This window comes from uncultured Clostridium sp. (assembly GCF_934754925.1).
In the GTDB taxonomy this organism is placed as follows: Bacteria; Bacillota; Clostridia; order Clostridiales; family Clostridiaceae; genus Clostridium.
Window position 1 is genome coordinate 45247 of sequence record NZ_CAKVJA010000001.1, and the last position, 15972, is coordinate 61218.

The window sequence follows — 15972 nt, forward strand, 5'->3', positions numbered from 1 at the left end:
TTAAGGGAGTGATTCTATGATTATTCATGGTGACGTAGCTTTTATGATACTAGCTACAACGCTTGTTTTAATTATGACGCCAGGATTAGCATTTTTTTATGGAGGGTTAGTTGAAAGAAAAAATGCTTTGACTATTATGTTTCAAGTATTTATATCAATTGGTATAGTAGGTTTATTATGGATATTTGGAGGATTTAGTCTAGTATTTGGAGATGACATTGCTGGAATTATAGGAAATCCACTTGAGTTTTTTGCCTTAAGAAATGTAGTTTTCACAGTAGATTTAAGGTATAGTGAAACAATACCATTTATATTATTTTTTATGTACCAAATGATGTTTGCAATTATTACTGCACCATTAATGACAGGAGCATATGCAAATAGATTAACTGTAAGTGGATGGATAAAAATATTAATAGTTTGGATGATATTAATTTATTTCCCAGTTGCACATTGGGTTTGGGGTGGAGGATTCTTAAGTAAATTAGGATTTGTAGATTTTGCTGGTGGAGCTGTAATACATATTACATCAGGTTTTGGATGCTTAGGTGGTATCTATGTGTTAGGTGAACGAAAAGTTAAAAATGAAAAAGGTCCTTTTAATTTAGGGTTAGTAGCAATAGGGGCAGGATTATTATTATTTGGATGGTATGGATTTAATGCTGGGGGCACAATAGCAGCTGCTGATATAGCTGCAATTGTTTTTGCTAATACAGGTCTTGCATCAGTATCAGGTATGGTTGTATGGCTTATTTTATATGCAATGCATAAAAAAAGAGCATCTTTTTTAGAAGCAATAATAGGAGCAGTTGCAGGACTTGCAACAATTACTCCAGCTTCAGGATATGTTACTCCAATAAGTGCATTAATTATAGGAGCCTTAGGAGCAATTGTATGCTTTTTCTGTGTTGAATTCGAGAGAAAGATGTGGGATGATGCATTAGATGTTTGGGGTGTTCACGGAATGGGTGGATTATTAGGTACTTTATTAGTAGGAGTATTTGCAGATCCTAGAGTAAATGGAGTTACTGCAGGATTACATCAATTTTTAATTCAACTTCTTGGAGTTGTTATTATCGGCGTTTATTCAGTATTAGTAACATTCTTGATATTTAAAGTTATAGATAAGATAAAGACAATAAAAGTAAGTAAAGAGATTCAACAAAAAGGATTAGATCAAGAGTTCTTTGGAGAACATTATGAAAGCGACTTACATTAAAATACATAGTAATAATTAATACTAAGGAGGAAAAAATGTTAGGTGAAATATTGATTTACGTAGGCGTAGTTCTTATGTTAAATGGAATAGGAAGACTATATAATGTAAACGGTAAAACTTTAGCAGTATTCAATATATTTACTGGAAGCTTATCATTTATTTTAAATGTCATCGAAGCAGCTAGGGGAGATTATTTTGGAGCGGCTACAGGATTATTGTTTGGATTTACTTATTTATTTATAGCTGCAAATAATATATTTAATTTAGATTTAAGGTTATATGGCTGGTACTGTCTATTTGTAGCAATAAATACTGTGCCATTAGCATTTATTGATTCTACTACATTAAGGTTTATAGAATTTACAACAGGAAATATTTATTGGATGATTATATGGTTATTATGGGGAGTTTTATGGTTAACTGGATTTATTGAGTTAGTGCTAAAAAAAGATTTAGGTAAATTTACTCCATATTTATCAATTTTTGATGGGATTGTTACAGCGTGGATACCAGGAGCATTAATATTATTAAATATGTATCCTAAATAATAGATAAATTAAGAGGCTAGATACAAATTGTATTGGCCTCTTATTAATTAAAAATACGGAGGAAAAAATGATTAGAAAATTATTAATAGTATTTATCAGTATATTATTTATGTTAAATTTAATTACTCCAATTTTAGCAAGTACAGATGAAGAAGATGAGAAAAGTAAAAATAAAAGTTTTACTGTATGCATAGATCCAGGGCATCAAGGAAAAGGAGATTCAAAAGGTGAGCCGGTTGCACCAGGTTCTACAAATAGGAAGCCAAGAGTATCATCAGGAACAGCAGGAGTTGCTACAAAGAAAGCTGAACATATTGTAAATTTAGAAGCTGCAATGATATTGAAGGATTTGTTAATAGAAAAAAACTACAACGTAATTATGACTAGGGAAACTGCAGATGTTAACATTAGTAATGCAGAAAGAGCGGAAATTGCTAATAATGCAAATGCAAATATTACAATTAGAATTCATTGCGATAGTATTAATGACTCAGGAAAGACAGGAGCAACTATATTAATTCCAGCAAAGGATTGTCAGTATACTAAAGGTATTTATTGTGAAAGTAATAGCTATGCAGAGATATTAAAGAAAGTATTACAGGATAATAATATTAAGGTTAATGGTATATTTCAGCGAAATGACATAACTGGATTTAACTGGTCTAGGGTACCTGTTGTAATATTAGAAATGGGATTTATGAGCAATTATAATGAAGATCAAATGTTATCAGACCCAGCTTATCAAAAGCTTTTAATGAAATGTGTATCTGAGGCTATAGATAACTATAGTGAAAAAGTTTTAAAAGGGTAATGAGAAATCTTTAGGGGGAAGGGCCATAGCATTTAGTAGTAATAAAAATAGAAATTATGGATAAAATAAAGTTATAAAACATAAGCATAAATATATTAAAAATTAAGCAATTGTGAAAGTATTAATGTACAAGCTAAAATAAGCAGTAGGATATGGTATTAGGAGGTGTAATTTTGAAAAAATATGATTTAATTTATTATTGGAAAAATTATTTAATGAATCAAGATAATATAGATATTAAGCCAGATTCATATGTATTAAAATTCTCTTTAATAAATTCATATAGTAGAGACTTTTTCTGCAATTGGTATTCTTTTAAATCAGCCCAAGAACTTATAGGATTTCTTAGATTTATTGTAATACCATCAACATATATAACAAAAGCCTTTGGAAGAGAAGAGAATACAATATTTTTAGATGCATTAGATGATTATGAAACCATAGACCTTATTGAAGAAAATGAGAATCGTGAAAAATATAATATTTTAAGGGAAATAAGACATGATTATGAAATTATTAATAGTTTAAAAAATAACTTTACATTAGAAAAATTGAAGAGGTTTATTAATATAACAAACTCTAGAGAAAATGCAGTGTTTGGAATATTTAGTAAACTTGAGTTTTTTAAAAATGTAAATGAAATAGGAAAAGAACTTGTAAAGGAGTTTGAGGATGATAATATGCTATATGAGCTAGAAAGTCATATGGATTTAAAGAAAAATCAAATATTAGCATTATTTGATGGTATAGATAAAAATCCTTTTATGCTAAAAAGATTAGGAACTTATTTAAGTAATACTTTGGAGTTTTGAACAATTAATATGAATTTATAAATAAATCTTGAAAAAGGTGATACAATATTGTAATTGACACTTAAATCAAGATTTATTTTTTTATTTAGTTATAAAAGTACTTAAAGGATTTAAAATTATATTTTTAGGAAATAATTAATGTGTAAATAAATATTATGGTAAATTCATATGGGGTATTAACAAGAGTAAAATTAGATGGTATATTAATAGATGTCGAATTATAAGAAGATGTATTTTAAATAGATGCGTAAAGAAAAAATGAAAGATGTGATTAAATGAATAATAAATTTTTACCTATAAGTAAAGCAGATATGGAAGAGAGAGGCTGGGAACAGTGTGACTTCATAATTGTTACTGGAGATGCATATGTTGATCACCATAGTTTTGGTACAGCTGTAATATCTAGAGTATTGGAACATGCTGGTTATAAGGTTGGTATTATAGCTCAACCAGATTGGCATAGTACAGATGATTTTATGAAGCTTGGAAGACCTAGGTTAGCGTTTTTGGTTAATGCAGGGAATATGGATTCTATGGTTAATCATTATACTGTAAGTAAAAGAGTTAGAGAAAAAGACTTGTATTCTCCAGGTGGCAAAATGGGACTTAGACCAGATAGAGCTACTATAGTATATTGTAATAAGATTAGAGAAGCATATAAAAATATCAATATTTGTATTGGTGGTGTTGAAGCTAGTCTTAGAAGATTTGCACATTATGATTATTGGGCAGATAAGGTTAGAAAATCAATATTAACTGATAGTGGAGCTGATCTTTTAATATACGGAATGAGTGAAAAGCAAATAGTAGAGGTTGCTCATTATTTAAATGAAGGGTTTGATGCTAAATATATAAGACATATACCTGGTACGTGTTATTTAGCTGATAGTTTAGATGAAGTTTATGAAGAGCACATAGTTATTCCATCATATAAAGAAGTTTCTACTGATAAAATTAAATATTGTGAAGCATTTAAGGTTACATATCAAGAACAAGATCCTATAAGAGGAAGAACTATAGTTCAGGATCAAGGGGATAAGTTTTTAGTAGTAAATAAACCAGAAGTAATTTTAAATAGAGAAGAATTAGATGCTGTTTATGATTTGCCATTTACTAAGGAATATCATCCAAGTTATGAAGCAATGGGTGGAATTCCTGCATTAGAAGAGGTTAAGTTTAGTATAGTAGGATCAAGGGGATGCTTTGGAAACTGTTCATTCTGTGCAATAACATTCCATCAAGGTAGAGCAGTTCAAAGTAGAAGTAAAGAATCAATAGTTAAAGAAGCTAAAGAAATGACAGAAATGAAAGATTTTAAGGGGTATATTCATGATGTTGGAGGTCCTACAGCAAACTTTAGAAAACCTGCGTGTAAGCATCAATTAACTATAGGTGCATGCAAGACTAAGCAATGCTTAAGTCCAGGTGTATGTAAGAACATGGAAGTAGATCATAAAGAGTTTATAGATGTATTAAGAAGTGTAAGAAGTTTACCTAAAATAAAAAAGGTATTTGTACGTTCAGGTATAAGATACGATTATGTAATGGCTGATAAAGATGATACATTCTTTAAAGAGTTAGTAGAACATCATGTAAGTGGTCAATTAAAAGTTGCTCCTGAGCATGTATCAGAAGAAGTATTAAAGCATATGGGTAAACCTGCAGGAAGAACATATGAAGATTTTAGACAAAAATTCTTTAGAATTACAGAAAAACTTGGCAAAAAGCAATATATTATTCCATATTTAATGTCAAGTCATCCTGGAAGTACTTTAAAAGAAGCTATAGAACTTGCTGAATATTTAAGAGATATAAAATATCAACCAGAACAAGTTCAAGATTTTTATCCAACACCAGGGACATTATCAACTACAATTTTCTATACTGGATTAGATCCAATAACAATGAAGCCTGTATATGTTCCGAAGAGTAAGGAAGAAAAAGCTATGCAAAGAGCTTTATTACAGTTTAGTAATCCTAAAAACTATAATATAGTTTATGATGCATTAATGAAGGCTGGAAGAGAGGATTTAATAGGAAATGGTCCTAAGTGTTTAATAAAATCAAAAGAACAAAGATATAAAGAAGCACATGGATTGGTTAGACCAAAATCTAAGGGAAATTCAAAGAGTAAGAATTCTTCAAGAAAAAATGGAAAATCAATAGATAAAAATTCTTCAGCTAGAGGTAAGAATAGTAATCCAAAACAAAATAGAGATTCTAGAAATTCTAAAAATAGCAGAAGTGGAAAAAGAAAAAATAGTAGAACTCGTTAATAAATATAAAAAAAGGTATAGTAATAATTACTATACCTTTTTTACGAATAAATATTTAAGTAATGGAGCATTTTTTACAAACATTAATAGTATTACCCTTTTCGTCCTTTTTGCTCCAAACTAATTTAACTCTCTTCCGACCACAAATAGGACATGTGCCTCTCCAATTGGGAAGTGTTTTAATGTATTTTCCACGTTTTTGTTTGCTCATTTTTTATATCTCCTTTCAATATGTTAAATTATATTAGTGAAAAAAATTTTTATTACTGAAAATTAAATAATTTAATGTAAGTTTTCAAATTAATAACTCGAATAAGTTTTCTAAAAAGCCATAAAATAATAATATCAAAAGATAAAAGGAGGTTCTAAAATGAAAAAGCTAGATACACTTTTAAGTAGAGATGTTGCCAAAAAGATGATTATTGATGGTGAACCTTGGGATAAAATAATGGAGACAACTAATTTAAGATTAAAGGATTTAAAGCGAATACAAAGAGATGAGATAAATCCAAAGTTCTAATAGATTTTATATAAAAAATAAGGAGAGAATAATGAATAATAGAAGAGACTACACTAAAGAAAACTATTTAAAAAATGGGGTAAAATCCCAAAATAATAATCCTAAAAATAAATATGTAACAACAATAGAAGAACCAGCACTTAATGAAAGTGGTATTGAGGCTAAGAAAAAAGGGTTTTAAAAAAGAAAAATAGGTTTTAATAAGCGATATGAAATATATTATTTTTTATTACAATGGTATATTTTATATTGCTTTTTAATATTTTAAAATAAAGGTTTATTTAAGATTTATTCTAAAATAAGGGGGAGAAGAATCTATGAGCTTAATGGTTTTTGCTCCAGTAGGAGCAAGTTTAGCATTAATTTTTGCTGCATTCTATACCTATACAATTTTTAAAGTTGATGAAGGTACAGACAGAATGAAGTATATTGCTGAAAGTATAAGAAAAGGGGCTAATGCATTTTTAAAACGTCAATATAAGGGTGTTTCTGTATTTTTTGCAATTATGTTTATTATTTTATTTATATTAGCTCAATTTGATTTTGTAAGTATTTTTATGCCATTTGCTTTTTTAACTGGAGGAATTTTTTCAGGTTTAAGTGGATATTTAGGAATGAAAATTGCTACAAATTCTAATAGTAGAACGGCAAATGCATGCACTAAGAGTTTAAATAATGGATTAAGGGTAGCATTTTCTAGTGGCTCTGTTATGGGATTAGTTGTTGTAGGACTAGCTTTAACAGATTTAAGTATTTGGTACTTTATTTTAAATTGGTATTATGGAGCTATGCCTGTAGATGAAAGAATTGTAATAATAACAACTACTATGTTAACTTTTAGTATGGGTGCATCATCTATGGCACTTTTTGCAAGAGTTGGTGGGGGTATTTTTACTAAGGCAGCAGATGTAGGAGCAGATTTAGTTGGGAAAGTTGAAATTGGAATTCCAGAAGATGATCCAAGAAATCCAGCTGTTATAGCAGATAATGTAGGGGATAATGTAGGTGATGTGGCTGGAATGGGAGCAGACCTTTATGAATCATATGTAGGTTCAATTTTATCTTCTTGTGCTTTAGCTGTAGCTGCAGGTCTTTCAGTAAATGGTGCCGCAGTTCCTATAATTATTGCTTCTATAGGTGTAATGGCTTCAATAGTTGGTAGTTTTTTTGTTAAATCTAAGGAGGATGTATCACAAAAGGCATTATTAAGTGCATTAAGACGAGGAACATATTTTTCAGCAATAATTATTGCTATAGCATCTTATTTTGTAGTAAATAATATTTTAGGTAAAGAAAATATTGGAATTTATTTCTCGATATTATGTGGTCTTTTAGCTGGATTATTAATTGGATTCTTCACAGAGTATTATACAAGTGATAATTATAAACCAACAAAAAGTATTGCAGAGTCATCAGAAACAGGTCCTGCAACTGTAATAATTACTGGATTATCAGTTGGTATGAAATCTACAGCAGCACCTGTAATTATAATAGGCTGTTCTATATTAATTAGCTTTGTTACTTCAGGCGGATTTAATAATTTTAATATGGGGCTTTTTGGTATAGCAATATCTTCAGTTGGTATGTTATCAACACTGGGTATAACTTTAGCTACAGATGCTTATGGACCAGTTGCTGACAATGCTGGAGGTATAGCTGAAATGGCGGGATTACCTTCAAAAGTAAGAGAGAGAACTGATGCATTAGATTCTTTAGGTAATACAACTGCTGCCACAGGAAAGGGTTTTGCTATTGGATCAGCAGCATTGACAGCATTAGCATTTATAGCAGCATATAAGAATTCAATTGAGCAAATGGCAGTAAATAATAGTATAACATTTAATTTTGATTTATCAATATTAAATCCACAAGTTTTAATTGGTGCATTTGTTGGTGCAATGGTTACTTTTGCATTCTCATCTTGTACAATGAGTGCAGTTGGTAGAGCTGCAAGTAAAATAGTTGTTGAAGTTAGAAGACAATTTAAGGAAATAAAGGGGTTAATGGACGGAAAAGCAGAGCCAGATTATGCTTCTTGTGTTGATATTTGTACAAAATCCTCTCAAAAAGAGCTCCTTGTAATTGCAGCAATTGCTATCATAAGTCCATTGGCTGTAGGAGTAATTTTAGGGCCTAATGGAGTTGCTGGACTACTTGCAGGATCAACAATATGTGGATTTGTATTAGCTGTTATGATGTCAAATTCTGGTGGAGCTTGGGATAATGCTAAAAAGCATATTGAAGCAGGCAATTTTGGAGGTAAAGGTTCAGAATGCCATAAAGGTGCTGTTGTTGGAGATACTGTAGGTGATCCATTTAAAGATACTTCAGGACCAGCTATTAATATATTAATTAAGTTAATGTCTATAGTTTCAATAGTATTTGGTATGGTAATATTAAATTTTCACATTTTCTAAAAAGAGCGAAGACTTTTGTCTTCGCCCTTTTTAATAATGTACATCTATAAAATGGAACTTTATATTGCTATTACTCCATCCTAAATCATATGGCACAAGCATTCTATCGGTATTATGACAAGTTACTAATGGATAACCTTTAGAATCTAATCCAGTCACAGTAGAAACATGAGTTATTCTGCCTTTTTTTTCATAAGCTACTATATCACCAGGTCTAAGGTTAAAAGAATCTTTATAAGTGTCGCAATAATATCCTTTTGCTATATAAGAACCACGTCCGCTGTTTATTAAATAGTTTTTAAATCCTTGAGCATTAATCCATGCTTGTGTAGCACTTTTATTACAATAATTCCAAGTGCTATTCTTTTTAAAGCCACCACCTTCAAACATAATTTGAGAAGCAAAATTAGCACAGTCACCACCATCTGGATTAAAGTTTTTATAGTTTTTATTATATTTAAATAAATGTTCTTCATTATCACTAATTCCGCAATATTCATGAGCATAGTCAATGGCTTTTTGAGTTCTTTCATCTATTGTTAAATCAGGTTTTTTATGAGATAAGATAGTGCTTTTAATTTCTGTACATTCCATATTAGCAAGATCAAGAGAATCAGCTAAAGGATCAGTATACCACTCCTTTATAATTATATACTTATCACCATCTTTTCTAAGATTTATATAATGGCAAGTACCAAGTTTGAAATAATTTTCAATATTAGGTTCATCCTCATAGCTATAACAAAATTTTGTACAAGCATAACAAATTACATTATATACATCTTTTTCAATTTCCTTTACTTTTGAAACTCTAATTATAGAGTTTATTTTAGTAAATGAAACACATTGTTTTTCACACCAATTAGTAAAGTATTTTGTTTTAGTAACTTCTTTTTCATAAGCCCATTTTCCAACCTTTTTGTTTAAATCATAAAATACCTTTAAACCTTCACAATCTTTAGTTAAAATTGCAGAATTTCTATTTAAAAATATATTTTCTATTAAGGGTTGAAATTGTTGTTTTAATTCATCATTATTATCAGTGTCACTATAAACATCAGTAAAGCTTTCTTGAATATTAGATATATTAGGGTTAGGAGATTCTAATGCATTTACAGTTAAAGTGTTTAAGGTTGATAAAATTAGAATAAAAGAAGTTATTTTATATAAAAATTGATTCCTTTTTAGTAATAAGTTATTCATCTTCATTACCCCTTACTTTGTTATTTTATAAAATTAATTTATAAATAAGTCTTATTATAGTTTGTGTCATCATATTAAATTTTATATATAAAATAAATATAGAAATTATCAAATAGTAAATTGTCTTCATAAAATAAAAATATAATATTAAAATTGGAGATAGTATGTCAGAAAAAGAATTAAATAATATTTATAAAAATGGATTTACTTTAGAATTTGATGATGAAAGTAAGATAGTGTTAATCTCAGATGTGCATAGAGGTGATGGAACATATTCAGACTCACTGCTCTCTAATAGGAATATATATATAACAGCTTTGAAATACTACTTGAAAAATAATTATACTTATATAGAAGTTGGTGATGGTGATGAGTTATGGAAAAATAAAAATTTTAATGAAATAGCTTATTTTTATGATGATATATATAAATTATTTAATAAGTTTAGTAATAAGAATCATATCTATTGTATCTATGGAAATCATGATTTTATAAAAAAGAAAAAAAATTTTAATAAGAAGCAAGAAAAAGCTTTAAGAAAAATAGGTGCAGATTATGGAGAAGAATTTATAAAATTTATAAATAATAATGAATATTATTCAGGAATAAATCTAATGTATAAGCCATTAAAAGAAAAAATATTAGTTACACATGGGCACCAAGTAGATTTTTGCAATAATGAAATATGGAAAATAAATAAGGTCTTGGTAAGATATATATGGCGTTTTTTAAATGGCGTTGCTGGTTTTAAGGATCCTACTAGGTCAGCTAAGAGTAAAACAAAGCGAAGTAGAGTAGATATTAAATTGCAAAATTGGGCACGAGATAATTGTACAATGATTATTTCTGGACATACACATAATAGTAGATTTCCTGATTTATATGACCCACCATATTTTAATGATGGATGTTGTGTTTATCCAGCAGCTATTACAGCTATAGAAATAGAAAAGGGAAAAATAGAGTTAGTAAAGTGGATAATTGATGCGCAAGACACGGGATTGCTTTGGATAACTAGAAAAATTATTGCAGGACCAGTAGAAGTTTCATTATATTTACAGTATGCTAAGGAGGAAAGGTTAAAAAGAAATAAATAATATATTATTTTGATATAACTATAAATATAAATTATAATATAAATAAAGCTAGAGAGGAGAAAATAATGAGTGATTTAATAGGAAAAGTTGCGCTAGTTACTGGTGCTTCTCGTGGAATTGGAAAGGCGATAGCAAAAGAACTTGCTCAAAATGGAGCAAGTGTTATTATAAATTATTCTAAAGATGATGAAGGAGCTAATTCAACATTAAAAGAGATAAGGGAGTTAGGAGGTTATGCTAAAGTAATAAAAAAAGATATATCAATAAAGGATCAATGTGAAGAGCTTATAAAAGAAATAATTGAGACTTTTGGCAAAATCGATATATTAATTAATAATGCAGCAAAATCAGAAGTTGGATTATTTATGGATGTAGATGATAAAAGTTTTGAAAAGTTAATAAATACAAATCTTCTTGCTCCTATGTATTTATCAAAATATGCATTAAATTATATGATTTCAAAAGGATGCGGTAATATAATTAATATTTCATCTATTTGGGGTGAAGCAGGAGCATCTTGTGAAGTAGTATATTCAACTACAAAAGGTGGATTAAATTTATTTACAAAGTCACTTTCTAAAGAAGTTGCACCATTTGGTATAAGAGTTAATTCAATAGCACCAGGGGTTATAAATACAGAAATGAATAATTTTTTAAGTGAAGAAGAAAAAAATCAATTAATAGATGAAATACCAATGAATAGATTTGGAGATGTAAAAGAAATTGCAAAAGCAGTTGTATTTCTATGTAAAGATGACTGCAAGTATTTAACTGGGCAAATTATTAGAATTGATGGTGGCTTCTTATAATATATACTAAAGTAAAAGTGGTGATTAAATGATAAAGATAAAAATAGATAAAAATAGATCAAATGAACCAATATTTAAGCTTGGATTTAAAGAGTTAGATGAAAAGGAAAATAGATTTCTAAAAAGAGCTTTAATGGATGGAAAAGAAATAAAAGGCATGTATAAATATGAAATTCCATTAAAATATCTTCTACCTATTATTAAAAATTTAAATAAGAATAACATAAAGTTAGATAGATATAGTAAATTAGCATATTTAGAGTTTTCAGATGATTTTGATGAAAATTACTATTATATTTTAGAAGCAAATGCAAAGTTTATGAGAAAGTGGAGAGAAGAAGGTTGTCCTAATATATTTAAAGTAGAGATAGACAGAGAAACATTAGATGTAAAAAAAGAAATAATATTCAAAAAAATAGATCGTATCTATGCTTAAATGAAAAGATAATTATCATATTAAAACAACTTATAGAAGAAAATATTAACTATAAGGGGAGAAGGTTATAAATAGATACATGGAGAAAGAAAAAATGAAATATTAATTTGAAGGGAAAATTTAACCGTTCCCGAAAAGTAAATGTTTCATTTTTTCAAACCATGTAATGCATAATTTTATTCAAAGTCATCGGATATTATTAGGTCTTGTTTTTTAAGTGTAAAGCTGAATATAACACTATTTTTACCATTATTTAATGAAAAATCACTATTGTGAAGTGTTAAAATTCTTTTTACTGTAGCTAATCCAAGGCCATAACTATTTTTAGTTCTATCACCAGACTTATCAAGTCTATAAAATTTTACAAAAACATTATCAAGCTCTTTAGTAGGAATAGTAATTCCTTTATTTTCAAATGAAATTAAATATGTTTTTTCACTTTCAACAACAGATATAATAATTTCATTTCCTCTAGGAGTATATTTTATTGCATTAGATAGTAAATTTTGAACGACTCTTTCTAATGTTATTATATCGCCCTCTACATAAGCATATTCAGGTAAATTAAATATAATCTTTAGGTCTTTATTTTGTAATTCTAATGAAAATCTCTTCACCATTCCCTGAAGTAGTCTTACTATATTAAAAGATTCTAAATTTAAATTAATAGTATCTGATTCAAGTTTTGATAAATCAAGCATGTTTGTTAAAAGAAGATTCATTTTAGTTGCCTCATCTATTATTGTTTCAAGATAAACTTCTGCATCTTTACCAGAAACAATTCCATCTTTTAACCCTTCTGCATAACCAATAATTATTCCAAGTGGTGTTTTTAAATCATGACTAACACTAGATACAAAGTCTTTTCTCATATTTTCAAGGTTTCTTTCTTTTTCAATATCTCTTTCTAATTGATTATTTTTTTCTTGTAATGTTTGAAGTGAATGTTCAAGATTTGATGATAAGAAATTAAGCGTACTAGCTAAGTTTCCAATTTCATCATCAGAATTTACTTCACATTTAGCCTCAAAATCAAGAGTAGACATTCGTTTAGCAACATTATTTAGATTAATAAGAGGTTTACTTATTAATTTTGAATAGATTCTAGATAAGAAAATAGCTAAAATTAAAAATCCTATAAATAAATAAATATAAAAACTACGAATTACACTTGACGCTTCTTTTATAGGTTGAACAGAGGATACTGAAATAAGTATAGAGTCATTTTCACTTTTAAGCGACATTGATGATATTATACCTATCTTTTTATAAGTACTATATTTATTAGTAAAAATAGTACTTTGAATTTTATCTGTTGAAAGAACTTCTTTAATTAACTCAGTATTAGACAATAGTTCAGAGCAAAAGTGTGTAAGTGATTTCATATCTTCAATATTATTTTTATCAAAGTATGATAAATATTCAATACTACCATCTAAGGAAAAGAGAGCAATACGTGAGTTGTTTTTTTCTTCATAGTTTAATAATGCATTACTTAAATTATTTGTAGCGAAATTTTGATAAGAATACAGGGTTTTAATTCTCTTAACATCTAGTATCAATGATTCGGTCTTTTTAGATAAATAAAATTCTTCAAAAAACATATTTTGAAATAGAAAAGTAAGCAAAAATACCATTGATATAAGACCAAATGTTATTATGGTTATTCTTTTTGAAATACTACTTTTCATTTTGAACCTCAAATTTATATCCACTTCCTCTAACTGTTATAATATAATTAGATTTTTCACCAAGTTTTTCACGTAGTCTTTTAATATTTGTATCTACAGTTCGTAAATCACCATAGTAATCTATTCCCCAAACATTATCTAGTATTGTATCTCTACTTAAAGCTATTCCCATATTATCAGATAGGTAAACTAAAAGTTCAAACTCCTTTGGAGAAAGTGTTAGAGGTTCGTTATTAATTTTTACTTCATGAGCTAATTTATTTATAGTTAAACCATTATAGTTTTGAGAGGGATTAAAGTTATCTTCATCAGAAACTGTTCTCTTTAATAAAGCTTTAATTTTTGCGATTAATATCTTAGGAGAGAAGGGCTTTGTTACATAATCATCAGCACCCATTTCATATCCAAATAGCTTATCCTCTTCTTGACCCTTAGCTGTTAATAGAATTATTGGAAGATTAGATACTGTTCTAATAGTTTCTAATACTGTTATTCCATCAATTTTAGGCATCATTATATCTAAAAGTATAAGATCAACTTTATTGTTTTTAAAAACAAATAATCCCTCATCACCATCAGAAGCTTCTAAAACATTAAAGCCTTCTGTTTTTAAATAATCTCTTAAAAGAAATCTTATTTTTAATTCATCTTCTATTATTAATATTGTTTTGTTCATAATGCCTCCTTTAGAACTAAGTTTATTACATAAATTATAAAACATTATTATTTAATTATAAACTATGATACAAAATAATTCATATAAAAACTATATTATAAGAAATTATATAGAGTGTGGAAATATTATTAGGTTGTAATTACATATCAAACATATTATATTATAATTCTAGATAGAATTATATAGATGGGGGAAGGTAGATGCGATGGTAAAAATAAATTTTGACGTAAAAAAGCATAAATTAGAGAATGGTTTAGAAGTGATAACAGTAAAGAAAGATACCCAAATCTCATCAATTAACATAGGTGTAAAAGTTGGAGCTTTAAATGAGAATTTGAGTGAAAAGGGAATTTCTCATTATATAGAGCACATGTTATTTAAGGGAACAAAAAACAGAACATTCCAAAAGTTAAATGATGATTTAGAAGCTTTAGGTGGAGAATACAATGCGTATACAGATTTTTCTCAAACAGTATATTCTATAAGTTGCTTAGAAGAAGAATTAAAAAGTGCTATAGAAATATTAAGTGATATGTTAATTTGCTCTAAATTTCCAGAAGAAGAGGTTGAAAAGGAAAGAGGGGTAATATTAGCAGAAATAAGATCAAGCAAAGATAGTGTAGAGGATTTTAGTTTTAAAAAAATAAATGAAGTAGCATTTAAGAAAAGTGCTTTAAGATATGATGTTGCAGGTTTAGATGAAAATGTAAAAGCTTTTACTAAAAAGGACCTATATGAATATTATAAAAAGTACTATATACCTAATAATTCATTAGTAACCATGGTATCATCGTTATCTCATGAAGAGGCTTTTGAAGAAATATCAAAGCACTTTAGTAAATGGGAACCAAGAGAAAGTGTTGAATTAGTAGTTGAAGATGAAAAAAATAGAAATATAAAAAAGGTAACAACTAAAGATAATATAGAACTTTGCACTATAATTTATTTATTTACATTTTATGATTTAGATAAAAAATATGAATTACCTTTAAGAATATTAAATCATAGATTAGGGGAGAGTGCTAATTCGCTATTGTTTAGAGAAATAAGAGAAAATAGAGGATTAGCATATGATATATATTCACATTTAGATATTACTCAAAATGTAAGAACATTATATGTATATACTGCTGTTGACGAAGAAGATATTGATGATGCTGCTAGCGCAATTGAAGATATTTTTGAGAATATTAAGTTTAGAAAAATAATAATTGGAGAGAATGATTTAAATATAATGAAGAAAGTTCATAAAACTGCAGTTATATCTACATTAGAAGATTCAGTTGAGTTATGCAGCTATATATTAAGTCAAAGCTTAGAAGGTGAAGATATATTTGAATTTTTAAAAGATATGGATAGTTTAAATACAATAACTGCTGATGAAATATATGAGGTAGCAAATAAAGTATTAAATAATCCTACTATTCATATATTAAAATCTTCATAAGGTGGCAATA

General features: G+C 28.0%; 15 protein-coding genes. 12 read left to right on the forward strand and 3 right to left on the reverse strand.

Translation table 11 applies throughout. The annotated features are described in order from the left end of the window. The first annotated feature begins 16 nt into the window (after positions 1 to 16). From Q0G30_RS00215 to Q0G30_RS00250, 8 genes are all read left to right on the forward strand, one after another. Positions 17 to 1219, forward strand: coding sequence for an ammonium transporter (locus Q0G30_RS00215; RefSeq protein WP_294385006.1), 1203 nt, complete (start codon positions 17 to 19; stop codon positions 1217 to 1219). A 35-nt stretch (positions 1220 to 1254) separates the two neighbouring features. Continuing rightward, a complete protein-coding gene (locus tag Q0G30_RS00220) occupies positions 1255 to 1767 on the forward strand; it encodes an AmiS/UreI family transporter (RefSeq protein WP_294385008.1) in 513 nt (170 codons plus the stop codon). Between the two features lie 67 nt (positions 1768 to 1834). Then, positions 1835 to 2578, forward strand: a complete 744-nt coding sequence (locus Q0G30_RS00225; RefSeq protein WP_294385011.1) for an N-acetylmuramoyl-L-alanine amidase — start codon at positions 1835 to 1837, stop codon at positions 2576 to 2578. A gap of 173 nt (positions 2579 to 2751) precedes the next feature. Then, positions 2752 to 3390, forward strand: coding sequence for a hypothetical protein (locus Q0G30_RS00230; protein WP_294385013.1), 639 nt, complete (start codon positions 2752 to 2754; stop codon positions 3388 to 3390). Positions 3391 to 3665: 275 nt separating this feature from the next. After that, positions 3666 to 5666, forward strand: coding sequence for a YgiQ family radical SAM protein (locus Q0G30_RS00235; RefSeq protein ID WP_294385016.1), 2001 nt, complete (start codon positions 3666 to 3668; stop codon positions 5664 to 5666). A 370-nt stretch (positions 5667 to 6036) separates the two neighbouring features. After that, entirely contained in the window at positions 6037 to 6186 is a 150-nt protein-coding gene (locus Q0G30_RS00240) for a hypothetical protein (protein WP_294385019.1), read from the forward strand. A gap of 31 nt (positions 6187 to 6217) precedes the next feature. Beyond that, positions 6218 to 6367 (forward strand): hypothetical protein, encoded by a 150-nt coding sequence (locus tag Q0G30_RS00245; protein ID WP_294385021.1) that lies wholly within the window; start codon positions 6218 to 6220, stop codon positions 6365 to 6367. 136 nt (positions 6368 to 6503) lie between these two features. After that, complete coding sequence (locus Q0G30_RS00250) at positions 6504 to 8603, forward strand: sodium-translocating pyrophosphatase (protein WP_294385023.1); 2100 nt, start codon at positions 6504 to 6506, stop codon at positions 8601 to 8603. A gap of 30 nt (positions 8604 to 8633) precedes the next feature. Here Q0G30_RS00250 and Q0G30_RS00255 read toward each other — a convergent pair whose 3' ends face one another. Then, a complete protein-coding gene (locus Q0G30_RS00255; RefSeq protein ID WP_294385026.1) occupies positions 8634 to 9806 on the reverse strand; it encodes an amidase domain-containing protein in 1173 nt (390 codons plus the stop codon). A 164-nt stretch (positions 9807 to 9970) separates the two neighbouring features. On the opposite strand from Q0G30_RS00255, the gene Q0G30_RS00260 reads away from it, so the two are divergent. The 3 genes from Q0G30_RS00260 (at position 9971) to Q0G30_RS00270 (ending at position 12148) form a co-directional block, all read left to right on the forward strand. Beyond that, complete coding sequence (locus tag Q0G30_RS00260; protein WP_294385029.1) at positions 9971 to 10903, forward strand: metallophosphoesterase; 933 nt, start codon at positions 9971 to 9973, stop codon at positions 10901 to 10903. 65 nt (positions 10904 to 10968) lie between these two features. Next, positions 10969 to 11712: an SDR family oxidoreductase gene (locus Q0G30_RS00265; RefSeq protein WP_294385033.1), complete on the forward strand. Its 744-nt coding sequence runs from the start codon at positions 10969 to 10971 to the stop codon at positions 11710 to 11712. Between the two features lie 28 nt (positions 11713 to 11740). Then, on the forward strand, positions 11741 to 12148 hold the full coding sequence (locus Q0G30_RS00270; RefSeq protein WP_294385036.1) for a hypothetical protein: 408 nt from the start codon (positions 11741 to 11743) through the stop codon (positions 12146 to 12148). Between the two features lie 176 nt (positions 12149 to 12324). On the opposite strand, the gene Q0G30_RS00275 is transcribed toward Q0G30_RS00270, so the two are convergent. Then, a complete protein-coding gene (locus Q0G30_RS00275) occupies positions 12325 to 13839 on the reverse strand; it encodes a HAMP domain-containing sensor histidine kinase (RefSeq protein WP_294385039.1) in 1515 nt (504 codons plus the stop codon). Further along, on the reverse strand, positions 13829 to 14515 hold the full coding sequence (locus Q0G30_RS00280; RefSeq protein WP_294385042.1) for a response regulator transcription factor: 687 nt from the start codon (positions 14513 to 14515) through the stop codon (positions 13829 to 13831). The genes Q0G30_RS00275 and Q0G30_RS00280 overlap by 11 nt, the downstream gene beginning before the upstream one ends. A gap of 205 nt (positions 14516 to 14720) precedes the next feature. Here Q0G30_RS00280 and Q0G30_RS00285 point away from each other — a divergent pair, with 205 nt between their 5' ends. Beyond that, on the forward strand, positions 14721 to 15962 hold the full coding sequence (locus Q0G30_RS00285) for a pitrilysin family protein (protein ID WP_294385044.1): 1242 nt from the start codon (positions 14721 to 14723) through the stop codon (positions 15960 to 15962). Positions 15963 to 15972: the final 10 nt, after the last annotated feature.

Bases quoted from the DNA above. Each gene is read 5' to 3' on its own strand.
- Q0G30_RS00270 (WP_294385036.1), top strand. From the start codon at position 11,741: ATGATAAAGATAAAAATAGATAAAAATAGATCAAATGAACCAATATTT.
- Q0G30_RS00215 (WP_294385006.1), top strand. From the start codon at position 17: ATGATTATTCATGGTGACGTAGCTTTTATGATACTAGCTACAACGCTT.
- Q0G30_RS00240 (WP_294385019.1), top strand. From the start codon at position 6,037: ATGAAAAAGCTAGATACACTTTTAAGTAGAGATGTTGCCAAAAAGATG.
- Q0G30_RS00280 (WP_294385042.1), bottom strand. From the start codon at position 14,515: ATGAACAAAACAATATTAATAATAGAAGATGAATTAAAAATAAGATTT.
- Q0G30_RS00275 (WP_294385039.1), bottom strand. From the start codon at position 13,839: ATGAAAAGTAGTATTTCAAAAAGAATAACCATAATAACATTTGGTCTT.
- Q0G30_RS00265 (WP_294385033.1), top strand. From the start codon at position 10,969: ATGAGTGATTTAATAGGAAAAGTTGCGCTAGTTACTGGTGCTTCTCGT.
- Q0G30_RS00235 (WP_294385016.1), top strand. From the start codon at position 3,666: ATGAATAATAAATTTTTACCTATAAGTAAAGCAGATATGGAAGAGAGA.
- Q0G30_RS00225 (WP_294385011.1), top strand. From the start codon at position 1,835: ATGATTAGAAAATTATTAATAGTATTTATCAGTATATTATTTATGTTA.
- Q0G30_RS00285 (WP_294385044.1), top strand. From the start codon at position 14,721: ATGGTAAAAATAAATTTTGACGTAAAAAAGCATAAATTAGAGAATGGT.
- Q0G30_RS00245 (WP_294385021.1), top strand. From the start codon at position 6,218: ATGAATAATAGAAGAGACTACACTAAAGAAAACTATTTAAAAAATGGG.
- Q0G30_RS00255 (WP_294385026.1), bottom strand. From the start codon at position 9,806: ATGAATAACTTATTACTAAAAAGGAATCAATTTTTATATAAAATAACT.
- Q0G30_RS00260 (WP_294385029.1), top strand. From the start codon at position 9,971: ATGTCAGAAAAAGAATTAAATAATATTTATAAAAATGGATTTACTTTA.
- Q0G30_RS00250 (WP_294385023.1), top strand. From the start codon at position 6,504: ATGAGCTTAATGGTTTTTGCTCCAGTAGGAGCAAGTTTAGCATTAATT.
- Q0G30_RS00220 (WP_294385008.1), top strand. From the start codon at position 1,255: ATGTTAGGTGAAATATTGATTTACGTAGGCGTAGTTCTTATGTTAAAT.